Source organism: Roseibium sp. AWQ4_254 (assembly GCF_056161025.1).
Window position 1 is genome coordinate 48748 of the sequence record NZ_JBSWYH010000025.1, and the last position, 13099, is coordinate 61846.

A 13099-nucleotide genomic window follows, 5' to 3' on the forward strand; every position below is an offset into this window, starting at 1 on the left:
GCGGCTAGAGTATCGTGCGCTAAGGAGCAGCTGCCGGGCTCGGCTCATCCCAATGTTCGGTTTCGATCTGCATGATCTTCAGGGGATTTGCGTCCGGCTTGCCGACAAAATAACCCTGCAGCGTGTCGCAGCCCAAAGACCGCAGCGCTTCTACCTGGAATTGGCGTTCCACCCCTTCCGCCGTCACCTCAATGCCCAGATTATGGGCCAGGGCAATCACGGCCGAGATGATCGCAAGACCATCACTGCGCTCGCCGATCTCGTCCACAAAGGACTTGTCGATCTTGATCTTGTCGAACTTGTAGCGGCGCAGATAGGACAGCGAGGAATAGCCGGTGCCGAAATCGTCCAGGGAAATCTTGATCCCGAGATCGCGCAGCTTTTTAAGCTTGTCCTCCGCGGCGCCCAGATCACGCAAAAAGACGGATTCCGTCACTTCCAGAACCAGGCGCTCCGGCGGAAAGCCAGTCTCCTCCAGCACGGCCGAGACATGGGACACAAGGTTCGGGTCCATGAACTGAACGGTTGACAGGTTCACCGCCACGCTGTCCAGTTCCGGGCATTGGGCTGCAGCTGTACAGGCCTTTTTCAGCACCCAGTTGCCGAGCGGCAGGATCAATCCGGCATGTTCGGCAATCGGAATGAATGTATCGGGACCAACCTCCCCCCGGGTCGGATGGTACCAGCGGATCAGAACCTCGCTTGAGACGACCCGTCCGGTTTTGGCGTTGACGATGGGCTGAAACTCGACGCTGAGCTTGCCATATTCGAAGGCCTCCCGGAGATCCGCTTCCAGTTCCCGGCGCTCGCGCACTTCCCGCTCCATGTCGGTTTCAAAGGCCAGCGCCCGGCCCCGGCCGCTTTCCTTGGCCTTGTAGAGAGCAATGTCAGCCTTGCGCATCAGGTCATCAACCGTGTCGCCATCGTCCCGCAGACGGATGAAGCCGATTGTGGCGCCGATGGCGAAGTCCCGCCGGCCGATCCGGAACGGTTTCCGGGTGACATTGACCAGCTCTTCGGCAAAGACACCGGCGGCCTGATCGCTGACAAAATGGCCGAGCGCGGCAAATTCGTCCCCGCCAAAGCGGGCAAGAACCGTCCGGCCCTCACTGATTTCCGTAAAGCGCGCTGCTACTTGCTGCAGCAGTTCGTCGCCTGCCGGATGGCCGCTGGTGTCGTTCACCACTTTGAAGTTGTCCAGATCGATCAGAAACAGCGTCAGTGCTTTCTGACCCGTCCGCTTCTGGTCTTTCAGCAGCTTTTCAGCCTGTTTCAGGAACCAGCTCCGGTTGCCGATCCCGGTCAGGCTGTCATGTTCGGCAAGATGCGAGACCAGGGCACTGGCCTGATGGGCTTCGGTTACATCCGACGCAACACCCCGGTAGCCGGCAAAAGAGCCATTATCATCATAAACCGGCCTGGCAGCCAGGGACCACCAATGCTCTTTCCCCTTCGCCTGCAGCCCGATGGCAATGTCGCGGAACGACTTTTGCAGCCCCACCGCTTTTTCCAGCTGCTGAACGGCCGCGCGCGCTTCTTTTGTGTCAAGCGAATGGGCCAGATCCACCATGCGCATGGACTCCAGCTCCGGTTTGCTCCGGCCGCTGGCGCTCAGGAACCGCTCCGACACATTTCGGAAGTTGCCAGCCTCATCCGTTTCCCAGATCCAGTCGCTCGACTTTTCCTCAAACTCGTTCAGAAGAAGGGCAATCAGCTCGCCGCGCTGCTCCAGTTCCGCTTCGGCCAGAAAGTGAGACGCGAACAACCAGCCTGCCGCCGTGGTGCTGCCGATCACGATAAAGGTATAGCTGGTCAGCAGGAACAGAAGCGGCCACATCATCGGCCCCTCGCCGACAATCAGCGCCACAATCGATGCGGAAAACAAGATGCCGACCCATCGGAACGCCGCCTGGGGCACGGTTGCCAGCGCAAACCCGCCCCCGCAGATCATCGCCGTTGTCACACAGGATGCGATCCAGATACCGTTGAGATCACCATGGGCGAAGGCGGCAATGGGCACCACCGCCCACAGGGCACTCAACAAGGTGGCATGCCGCACAGCTGCCGAGATCGCCCGCTGGGAGGCCAATTCGACCTTGGCCTGTTTGGTCAGGAACCACTTGATCGCCGTGATGGCCATGAGCCCCAGCACCGCACATCCCCAAATTCCAACATAGGAGGAGGGCAGAGCGAGGCCCAGTACCGGGGCCACAACGATGACGTTGACCGTATTTGCCATAACCGTCAGCGGCGTGAGCCGGGCAATGGAGGAAATTTGCGCCGCCCGCACCTTGCAGGCCAGATATTGATCCACCACCGGATGCCCAAAGGCCAGCAGAAGCGAGCGCTCGGGTCGGTTACAGGACCCGCCCATGGCGTCCTCCGCCGCCGGTTTGAAGGTGGTTCCCGGAGACAGCAACGCCAAGACAATCGTTCTCAGGATCAGGTTCCAGTTGGCGCCGGGCCGCATTGTGTCTCCGCATCGGGTCTGTGCCGCTGCAGCACGTGCCACAGCTCTTTGCCCGCACATCTACGGGTATTCCCTGAACTTGAGGTAAAGAGGTCCAGGATCTGCTGCCACATTGTTCGAAAGTGTTAGGAAAATTTGATCAAATGGCCGTCAGGGTTAATTTTTCCCTTTACGGAAGATTTGGCTGAGACCCTAAAGATTATCCTGCTCTTCCAGCTTGAAAATAAATCTTGGCCAGGATGCACAAAGGGGTTTGACGGAAAAGACTGCCCGCAGTCTTTTCCGTTGGGCTGAGCTGCCTCTCGTATATTTCTTTCTCTCTGCGGGGCGGGTCTCATACCAAGCTCAATAGATAGGAACCGATCTGACCGTGTTTGGGGACTGTTCGTCAAGGAGCAGGTTGCAGGGCGATATGGTTTATCGTTCAAAACCTGGGACGCAGCTGAACAGTCCTCAAACACGGCCTCGGTGGCCTGCTCCGGCCCGCCGGACTGAGTTGCGCCGCTTGAACGGCCATAAAGGCCGTCCTGCGCAACGCGCCTTGCCGGCCAATCCGGACCAGCGCCATCAGATGGGTTTCTATCTATTGACGTTGGTCTCAGGCACCCGCGGCCTGGCGTGCTTCCGTACCGGCTTGCCACTGCCCGGCTTCAATCTTGGAAGCGGCGATCACAGCCTGGGTCCGGCTTTCCACACCGAGCTTTTGCAGGATCGCCGACACATGCGCTTTTACGGTCGCTTCAGAGACCGACAGCTCATAAGCGATCTGTTTGTTCAAGAGCCCTTCCGAAAGCATCATCAGAACCCGGACCTGCTGCGGTGTCAGGGTTGCCAGCCGGTGGACCAGATCATCCCCGCCCTCTTCAGAGGACAGGTCGATGTCCGGCGGCGTCCACATGTTGCCCGCCATGACTTCGGAAATGGCCTCGCGGATGACATCAATGCCATGAGACTTGGGGATGAAACCGGAGGCGCCGAACTCAACAGCCCGGCGGATCGCCTGCGGGTCTTCATTTGCCGAGACCACCACAACCGGCACACCGGCAAATTGCGCGCGCAGATACATGAGCCCGGAAAACCCGCGCATTCCCGGCATGGTCAGGTCCAGCAGGATCAGATCCGCTTCCCCATCCTGCTCCAGCCGGGAAGTCACATCCTCAAGGGCTCCCGCCTCCTCGATGGATGCTTCCGGGTATTGGCTCTCCAACGTCTGGCGCAGTGCGCCCCGGAACAGGGGATGGTCATCTGCGATGATAAATCGATACGAGGTCGACGACACGTTGTTTTTCCTCCCTCAACGGTCTTTCTCCCGCTTGAACGGTCAGCCGGGACCGAGCGCTGATTTTTTCTGCGCTTCCAGGTCCGTTTCTGCCTCCCTTTCGAAAGCGGCCTAGCTCTAAGTATGTTTGCATCATGGTGCGCGCGCAAGTCAAACTATGCTTTGCGGACAGATGGCTAAGCGCCGGACGCCAAAGCGCAAACCAGCCCCTCTTTCCCTAGCGAAACTTTTTACACCAATCGATTTTTTGAGTTTTAATATAAAAACCCGGCTTCTCGACACCTAAGATCGCAACCAAAAGTTTAATTCAAGACTTACGCAGTAGCTTATTCATTTTAGTAGGTATCATTTGCACTTTTAGAAATATTTTTTCCACAGACTACATTTCTCATTGATAATGCCTCAAAAGGGCGCGACTAATGAACTTAGGTGACCTCTCAATCTATAAATAAATCACTGAGAAGATGAATTTAACAATGTCCATTCATGATACTCTTTATTCATTTGTAAATCGCTGGGAATGTGATGAGAACGATCACCTGAACGTCCAGTTCTATTTCAGCCGCTTCGAGGAAGCCGACCGTCAGTTCCGGCTGATGTGCGGCCTGAGTGAAACGCTGGTGGGCGCGCGCCGGGTCCGGCATGTGCGCTATCACAAGGAATTGCGGACCGGAGATCTCATAACAGTACATTCCAGCATCGCTTTTGACGGACCGCATATGCTGACCGTCGTCCATGAAATGCGGGACGGCAGCACAGGCGTCCTGGCTGCCACCGCTCTTGACGGCTATGAGCCGAACCCGAACTCAGCCAAATCGCTGCGTCAGCGGTTCAAGCAATTCCAGACCCCCATGATTGCCGAAGCGGCTCCGCGTGGTATCAAGTCCGGGCCGGCCGGGCAGAAAGCCGCCTTACAAGGCTTGCTTTCCCAGGGCGCGGAAGTCTGCTTCAAGGGCACTGTGCTGCCCCGGGATCTCGGGCCGGATGGCAAGGCGGATGATCTTTATGCGCTGTCCAGCTGCACAGACGGGGTCGCCCATGTGTGGCAGCGCACCCCCATGAACCATTCCTATCTTCAGGAAAATGGCTACGGCCGGGTTGCGGCAGAGATGAAGCTGACCTGGGCAACGCCGCTCAAATCCGGCGATACAGTCGTGGTGGCCACCGGTTTTACAAGTGTTGGCGCGAACATTTTCACGATGCGCCATCATCTTTTTGAAAGCAGGACAGCGCGCCTGGCCGCCACCCTGGATGTGGTCGCCATGACCATGGATCTTGCCTCCCGCAAGGCCGTTCCTCTGCCGGAAGAGGCCCATAGCAGCATCTCAAAGATGCTTATTGACTAGGGCGGATTGCATTTGACCGGATTGTCTTTCGCAGCCTGGAATCAGAGATTTCAACGCAAAAGACAAAGCAGTCTGCGTCCGCATGGGCGCGGCACGCTCTTGGATCCATCTCCTGCAGTCAGCGCCTGAAAGGCGGATCAGAAAGATCCCGCTGGCGCAAGCGGCCTTGAACTCGTCCAGCTTGCGTCAGTTATTGTCTTCAAAGTCTTTCTGAAGATCGCGCACCATTCCGAAAAACCGGCGCATGGCGCTTTCCGTGAAAGAGAGGACCTGCTCCAGCTCCTCATCCTCCACGCTCTTGCCCTTACCGTGCTCCCTGCGTTCACCGCTGCCCTGCCCTTCCGTTGTTTCGGCATCCCCCAGAGCCTTGCCAGCGTCACCGGGCTCAGCGGCACCGTCGTCCGGGTCCAGCGTCTCAAGGCGCGCCGTCAAACGGTCCACTTCCGCCGCAAGCTCGCTGATTTCGGCCTGATAGGCGTCTTCGGCCAGAGGCACCGGAGCGCAGCGCCAAGCCCCCGACTTTTCCCGGCAGACGGACACAGTGCCATTTTGCCGGTCAATGCGGAGCACATCGCCATCGGACTTCACAAGAGAATAGCGGCCAGGCTGCCCTTCCGTCACCGCCTCAGCCTCACCGGCTGAAATGGAGCTCTCGGCCCAAACCGGGCCTGTGGACACCACCCAAAAGGCTGCCAGGATGCCGAAGGGGGCCCTTAAAATCGTGCTGCGCGCGGTCATTACCTGTCTCCGGGCCTTTCTCCGGCCTCTGCTGACGGGCCCTTCGGCCCGTCCCAATCCCTGATGACAAAATCTGTGGCACATTTCCATGGCCAAAGCACGGCCAATCCGTTTTTTGATCAGACCTTCCGGGGAAAGCTCACTGCCCCTTCCCGTCTTCTGGCAACAGGCTTTCCAGTGTCTCGAGCCGGTCGGCTTCTGCCGGGGGCTTGTCCCAGCGCAGACGGGAGATCCGGGGAAAGCGCATCGCCAGGCCCGACTTGTGACGACGAGAGCGGTTCAGCCCTTCGAAGGCGACTTCCAGCACAAGCCCGGCCTCCCTGCCGTGCTCAACCTCCCTTACGGGTCCAAACCGGTTGATGGTGTTGGTGCGCACAAACCGGTCGATCTCCCGCAGTTCCTCATCGGTAAAGCCAAAATAGGCTTTTCCAACCGGCACAAGCTCATCCAACTTTTGCACGTCCCCGTGCGGACCCGCCTCCTCTGGCCGACTGCGCCAGACCCCGAATGTGTAATCGGAATAAAAGGAAGACCGTTTGCCATGCCCCCTTTGGGCATACATCAGGACGGCATCAATCAAATAGGGATCCCGTTTCCACTTGAACCAAAACCCCTTTGGACGGCCGCTGACATAGGCGGATGTCCTGTGCTTCAGCATGAGCCCTTCCACCGCCCCGGCCTCCTTTTCGTCCAGAAAGGCCTGCGGGTTTGCGCGCGCATGTGCCATCTCCGCCCAGCTTGACACCGCAACCCTGGGAGACAGGCTGAGCCGCTCCTGCCCGATCTCCGCAACAAAGTCTTCCAGCCTGGCGCGCCGCGCCTCAAAGGTCAGGTTTCTGAGGTCTTCTCCCTTCAGAGACAACAGATCATAGGCCTTGATTGCTGCCGGATAGTCCTTGAGCAACTTCGCACCGGCGGTTTTCCGGTTCAGCCTCTTTTGCAAATCGGCAAAGGGCCGCACCTGCCCCCCTTTGACAACAAGCAACTCACCATCAAGGCATGCGTCGAAATCCAGGACCTCCAGAATATCCGGAAACGCCTTTGAAATATCCTCGCCCGTGCGGCTGTAGAGCCGCCGGACCTCATCCCCTTCCGGAGATTTTCCCGCTGCGGCCTGAATCCTGATGCCGTCCCATTTCCATTCCACAGCAAAGTCTTCAGCGGCCAGCAGCTCAATATCCCTTTCCTCATCCAGGGGATGCGCCAGCATGACAGGGCGGAACGGAGCCGGATCCAGATTGACGGGCCGCCCGCTCCGGCCGTCAGCCCAGGCGAAAAGCGCGTCATAAGGCGGCGTGAGCCCGTGCCAGACTTCTTCGATCTCCGCAAGCTCCAGCGCGCCCAGCCGGGCAACGGCCGCCTTGGCAAGACGAGCGGACACCCCGACCCGCAAGCCCCCGGTAACAAGCTTCAGCAAAGCCCAGCGCCCGGTCTCATCGAGCTGGTCCAGCCACACGCTCAGCTGCATCGGAACATCGGCTTTTCCAGCGCCGGACAGGGTTGTCACAACATCTGCCAAAGCCGGAGAGACTGCTGCGTTGTCTGCGCCGGGACCTGCGTTGGGAGCGGGCCATAGCAGCGCGATCGTTTCGGAGAGATCACCTACAAAGTCATAGGACAGCGCAAAAAGATGCTCATCCATGCGCTCGGCGGCCAGGGCCCGGAGCACGGCAGGTTTGGCATTGCGGAAGCTGAGACTGCCGGTCAGCGCTGCCAGGGCGTAGCCTCTGTCCGGATCCGGGACCGTCTGAAAGTACCGGACCAGCAGCGCCTCCTTGCCGAGGCGGCGGGGTTCCAGAGACAACCGGTCAAGAAGGGTGGCAAAAGCATGCATTCAAGAAGAAAAGCCGGGAAAGACATGTGGGGCAAGTCTTTCCCGGCAAGGTGTGCGTCAACCGAACGGCCTCAAGGCGCGTTTCCGTCAGGCTGCTGCACGCTGCTGTCTGGTGTCAGCGGAAAATTGCAGACCAACTGTTCCGTCTTGCACCCATTTTATTTCCATGGGGGACCGGTTGCCGTCATGGTCCTCAAAGGTCACCCTTGCTCCGACAGTTGCTCCGCTGAAGGCAGCAACGGCGATGCCGCCCTCTGAACTGTTGAGCAGCTGCGCGGAAACCTCCTGGCCATTGGCAAGGGTGAATGAAACACTCTGGCCCATTTCCTGTTTCCGGCTCGCCTGGCGGCGTTCCCGAACATCGTGGGCCATTTCTTCCAGGAACCCGGCAATGCCCTTGGCCATCTCCTCGGCGACCTTCTTGACTTCGCTGGACACGGTGTCGACCGTTTCCGCTTCTCCGGCAGTTGCCTGAATGGCACGGTCCACCGTTTCTGCACTGGCCACCGCGTTGCCGGTTTCCGTTGAGGCCATGGTGATGCTCTGGGAGATCTCCTGCGTGGCAATGCTTTGCTCGCCCACCGCGGTGGTGATCGCCCCTGTGACTTCGGTGATCATCTCGATGGATCCGGAAATCTCGCGGATCGACGCCACAGCGTCGTTGGTGAGACCCTGAACCGCCGAGATCTGACTGGAAATTTCCTCCGTGGCCTTGGCGGTCTGGGTCGACAGTTCCTTGACCTCTGCGGCAACAACCGCAAAACCTTTGCCGGCCTCCCCTGCACGGGCCGCCTCGATCGTCGCATTCAGCGCAAGCAGGTTCGTCTGTTCCGCAATGGCACGGATCATTTCCACCACCGTGCCGATCTTTTCAACGGCCGCCGCAAGACTTGAGACGCTATCGTCCGTTTTCTGGGCAACGCCCGTAGCAGTCCCGATCACACCGCTGGCCCGTTCGGACTGGTTCATGATTTCATGGATCGCGGCAGACATTTCCTCTGCGGCCGCAGCCACGGTTTGGACATTGTCCGAGGAGGACGCAGAAGCATCCCGCGCCTGTGCCGCCGCGCCGGATGCCTCTTGGGAAATGGAACGGACGCGCGCGGCAATCTCGGTCATGACACCGGTTTTTTCGTGCACATCCGCCGTTACATTTTCCATCAGACCGCGAAAGCGGTTGATCAGGCCTTCCACGTGGTTCTGCCGCATGCGCTCCCGGTCCCGCTCCTTGGCCGCTTCTTCTTCAAGCTGCTGCCGCACACGGGCATTGTCCTGAAAGATGCCGCCCGCCCGCGCCAAATCGCCGATGGCGTCGCCCCGGTCCGCATGGGGTATGGTGAAGTCGACATCGCCGCAGGACACACGCACCAGGCTTTCGGTCAGCTTCGCCAAAAGCCCGTTGACGCTGCGCATCTGCCAGATGCAGACGATCAATGTCAGCACAACGACACCGAGGGTTTCTGCGATCACATAGTTAAAATGAGACTGTGCCGAAGCCGCAATTTCCTGGGCCCGGGCTTCAGCCACCTTCAACATGCCGATCGAGGCCTGCCGGATCAGGTTGAGCCGCTCCGTTGCCTTTCCGAACCAGACCGACCCGTCAATGCCCTGGCCATCCTTGGTTTCAGGCAGCGTGCGCAGTACTTTTCGCCATTCCATGACCTGATCCACGGCGGGGCCAGACACAACCGCATTGAAGTTGTCCAGCTCTTCGGGCGCGGCTACCATCTTGAAATTGTTCAAGAATGCCGTCTCAACAGACAGGCGGTCAAAATAGGCCAAGTAACGGTTATTGGGCACCTCTCCGGTCTTGGCGACAATCGCGAACAGCTGCCCGCCAATAGCCCGTTCCAAGCCGCCTGCTTCCACAGCTTCCGTGAGCAGCAGGAACGGCGTGATCTTGTCCGCATAGACCGGGTCCGCGCTGGCATTCTGGGCCGCCTGAACAATAGAGATCAACTTGCGGATCTTGCCGGAGTAGAATGCCAGGTTCGCCTTGCCGTCCAGGGTCTTCCCGTCGATCCCGCCCCGGTGGGCCCTGATCTCGTCCAGCCCGGCAGCCGTGGTCTGCACCCGCTTCAGCAGTTTCTTGTTGCTGACATCAAATGCGGCAACGGTTTTGTTCAGATCTGCAAGAGCCCTATCCGTTGCCAAGCGCTGTTTGTCCAGAAGCCCCCTCGGCTTGTCCGCATGACCGGAGGCCAGCAGAACGGCGGTGCGGCCCCGCTCTTTTTGCATTTCGTGAATGACAGCTTCGGATTTTTCCGCCACCAGCGCGATCGGATAGATTTCAGCAGCTTTGCTGTTCTCCGTATAAGCCTCATTCAGGGCAATCAGGCTGGCCACCCCATAGGCCAGCAGCGGCACGATTGCCAAAAGAGCAATCTGCATGCGTATCGATTTCAACATCGAATACTCCCCTCGCTACAACCGCTTCAAATAACGCAAAGGCAAGTTAACAAACTCATTAAACCATAGCGCGAGTACAAAAAATAAATATACCTATGGTGTTTTTGCGAATACTGTTATCCAAGTATCCAAAAAACGCATTGCCACTCCTTTCAATCCTTCGTTTTTTGGATATTTTGGAAGGTGTGGACGCCGCTGGCATTTGTCTGTATAAGCCGCGCTGATATTCGCCCGGTCAAATCCGGGCCGATCCGGTAGACTGCTGATTGGCATGCAGATGATCCGGAGCAGTTGAAAGATCTCTATGACTGATTTGACGTCTCTCGCCCCGGCCCTGTCGGCCGCGCTGGCGAAGCGGGGCTATGACAGCCTCACCCCTGTTCAGGAATCCGTACTGAACGAAGCCCCCGCCGATGCGGACCTGCTTGTTTCCGCCCAGACCGGCTCCGGCAAGACCGTGGCCTTCGGCCTCGCCCTCGCCTCCACCCTGCTTGGGGAAAAGGACACGCTCGGCCGCGCCGGAGCCCCGGTCGCGCTTGCCATCGCGCCCACACGGGAACTGGCCCTGCAGGTCAAGGAAGAGCTCACCTGGCTCTATGAAGAGGCCGGAGCCGTCACCGCCTCCTGCGTCGGCGGCATGGATCCGCGCACGGAGCGCCGGCAGCTGGAGCGCGGCGCACATATTGTTGTCGGCACCCCCGGCCGGTTGCGCGACCATATCGAGCGCGGCGCCCTCGACCTGTCGGACCTGAAAGCCGTTGTTCTGGATGAAGCCGACGAAATGCTCGACATGGGATTCCGCGAGGATCTGGAATTCATTCTGGACGCAGCGCCCCAGCAGCGGCGCACCTTGATGTTCTCCGCGACGGTGCCCCGGCCGATTGCCGAACTCGCCAAGCGGTTTCAGAAAGATGCTGTGCGTCTTTCCACCATCAATGCCCGCGAACAACATGGCGATATTGATTATGTCGCCCATCCAGTTGCCCCGAACGAACGGGAAAACGCGATCATCAATGTGCTGCGCCTGCATGAGGCGGAAAAGGCGATCGTGTTCTGCTCGACCCGCGAGGCGGTCAGCCGCCTGACCTCGCGTCTGGCCAACCGGGGCTTTTCCATCGTGTCCCTGTCCGGGGAACTGAGCCAGGAACAGCGCTCAAGCGCGCTGGCCGCCATGAAAGACGGCCGCGCCCGGGTTTGTGTTGCAACCGATGTCGCCGCCCGGGGGATTGACTTGCCCAATCTGGATCTGGTCATCCATGCGGATCTGCCGACCGGCAAGGCCGCTCTTTTGCACCGCTCTGGCCGCACCGGCCGGGCCGGGCGCAAGGGCACTTGTGTGCTCATGGTGCCCTTCCCGCGCCGCCGCCAGGCAGAGCGGGTGCTGCATTTTGCCGGTATCAAGGCCACTTGGACTGGCGCCCCGACCGCAGAGGCGATCCGCGCGAAGGACAAGGAACGGTTGCTGGCCGACCCAGCCCTGTCCGTTGAGCTGGAAGAAGAAGACCGGGCGCTGGCCCTGGAGCTTCTGGCCCTGCACAGCCCGGAACAGCTGGCCGCAGCCTTTGTGAAGCTGCGCCAGTCACGCATGCCCGCACCGGAAGAGATTTCCGAACTCAATGACAGCTTCCTGAAAGGCCGCGATGCCGGAGCAAAAGGCGGCCGTAACGCGGAAATCACCGGCAAGTTTGAAGACGGTGTCTGGTTCTCGCTCTCACTTGGCCACCGCCAGCGCGCCGAGCCGCGCTGGATCCTGCCGATGATCTGCCGTGCAGGCCATGTGACGAAAAAGGAAGTCGGCGCGATCAAGATTTTCCAGAACCAGCTCTATTTCGAAATTGCCGGCAGCCACGGCGAGCGCTTTGCCGATGTCGTCAAGCGGGACGGCACCGGCGAGGACAATGTGGACATCACCCTTCTGGATGCCAGAGGCGGCAAGATACCCGCCCCGCCCAAGGAAGACGGTTTCCGCAAAGACCGCGGCCCATCCCAGAGACGGCGCCCGCGCGGCGGCGATGCGCCCGACTATGAGAGCATGGGCCGGGAAGACACGCTGCGGCCGGACCGGCCCAAGCGCGGCCCGCGCCGTGATGCGGACACCAGCAAGCCGCGCAAACGCCGCCGGTTCGAGAATGAGGAGGCGTCTCATCATCCCGCTTATGAGCCTTTGGACATGAAAGCTCTGTCCGGCGGGTCCGAGGATGGCGGCAAGCCGCCCCGCAAGCCCAGGGCCACGTCGGCCGACGGCGACGAGACGGGGCGCGCGCCCAAGGCCCGGCACGGCGCCAAACCGGCGAAACCGAAAAAGAAGGCCGCAAAGAAAAACAAACCCTCACGCGCCGAACGCAAGGCCTCGAAATCCAAATAAGACAAAGCCGGTTGCCCCAGGCAACCGGCTTTTCCAATTGTTGCATCCGACCTACCGGCTACTCATTGATCACGCAGGCAATCATCCAGTCGGCGCCGTCCTGTACCAGCTGATAATGGCAGGTGAATTCAAACACCGCCTCGCCATCCGCATCTTCCTGGGACCATTCGAGCGTCACCAGCGCGGCGGAACCGCTGACATGGCTTGAGACCACCTGGAAATCGGAATGGGCCACCCCTTCCTTTTCCAGCGCTTTCAGCAGCGCTTCAATGTTTTCGATCAGCTCCTCGTCGTCGGCAAAGACATGGCCCTTTTCATGCTGCCAAATCACCGCAGGCAGCGCGAAGCAATCGCAAATGCGCTCGATGTCATAGTCGTTGAAACCGGCCTGATAGTCGTCAAAGAGCTGCGCAATCGCCTCTTCCGCATCCCCGTTTGCACCAGCGCCTGCCCCGTTGGCATGGCCATTTCCGGCCCGTTCAAAATCACCGTCACCCGCCATGACTGCCTCCTTGCAGGATGAAAGCCCGCAGCACAATCTGCCTCAGCTTCAGCTGTCAGCACACCGCCGCCATCCTCTCCGTTGTCATGGCCTATCATATTGAACGAACGGGTCTTTCGTCCATTGTTTCCTTTTCTTGGAATGCTGACGACCAGA

8 protein-coding genes are annotated in these 13099 nt (G+C 59.4%); 2 read left to right on the forward strand and 6 right to left on the reverse strand.

What is annotated here, in order from left to right; all coding sequences use genetic code 11:
- Positions 1-19 precede the first annotated feature (19 nt).
- Positions 20-2470: a putative bifunctional diguanylate cyclase/phosphodiesterase gene (locus ACXAIC_RS18535; RefSeq protein WP_475183597.1), complete on the reverse strand. Its 2451-nt coding sequence runs from the start codon at positions 2468-2470 to the stop codon at positions 20-22.
- A 598-nt stretch (positions 2471-3068) separates the two neighbouring features.
- The gene (locus tag ACXAIC_RS18540) at positions 3069-3749 is read right to left on the reverse strand and encodes a response regulator (RefSeq protein WP_475183599.1); all 681 of its coding nucleotides are present in this window, start codon (positions 3747-3749) and stop codon (positions 3069-3071) included.
- A gap of 476 nt (positions 3750-4225) precedes the next feature.
- On the opposite strand from ACXAIC_RS18540, the gene ACXAIC_RS18545 reads away from it, so the two are divergent.
- Positions 4226-5095, forward strand: a complete 870-nt coding sequence (locus tag ACXAIC_RS18545) for an acyl-CoA thioesterase (RefSeq protein ID WP_475183602.1) — start codon at positions 4226-4228, stop codon at positions 5093-5095.
- A 186-nt stretch (positions 5096-5281) separates the two neighbouring features.
- Here ACXAIC_RS18545 and ACXAIC_RS18550 read toward each other — a convergent pair whose 3' ends face one another.
- The 3 genes from ACXAIC_RS18550 to ACXAIC_RS18560 all read right to left on the reverse strand — a co-directional run bounded on the left by ACXAIC_RS18550 (position 5282) and on the right by ACXAIC_RS18560 (position 10076).
- Positions 5282-5833, reverse strand: a complete 552-nt coding sequence (locus tag ACXAIC_RS18550) for a hypothetical protein (protein ID WP_475183606.1) — start codon at positions 5831-5833, stop codon at positions 5282-5284.
- Positions 5834-5972: 139 nt separating this feature from the next.
- A complete protein-coding gene (locus ACXAIC_RS18555) occupies positions 5973-7667 on the reverse strand; it encodes a cisplatin damage response ATP-dependent DNA ligase (protein WP_475183610.1) in 1695 nt (564 codons plus the stop codon).
- Between the two features lie 87 nt (positions 7668-7754).
- A complete protein-coding gene (locus tag ACXAIC_RS18560) occupies positions 7755-10076 on the reverse strand; it encodes a methyl-accepting chemotaxis protein (protein ID WP_475183612.1) in 2322 nt (773 codons plus the stop codon).
- 304 nt (positions 10077-10380) lie between these two features.
- Here ACXAIC_RS18560 and ACXAIC_RS18565 point away from each other — a divergent pair, with 304 nt between their 5' ends.
- The gene (locus ACXAIC_RS18565) at positions 10381-12441 is read left to right on the forward strand and encodes a DEAD/DEAH box helicase (protein WP_475183615.1); all 2061 of its coding nucleotides are present in this window, start codon (positions 10381-10383) and stop codon (positions 12439-12441) included.
- 58 nt (positions 12442-12499) lie between these two features.
- Here the strand turns inward: ACXAIC_RS18565 and ACXAIC_RS18570 are convergent, their stop codons facing one another.
- On the reverse strand, positions 12500-12943 hold the full coding sequence (locus ACXAIC_RS18570) for a DUF4440 domain-containing protein (protein WP_475183617.1): 444 nt from the start codon (positions 12941-12943) through the stop codon (positions 12500-12502).
- Positions 12944-13099 lie beyond the last annotated feature (156 nt).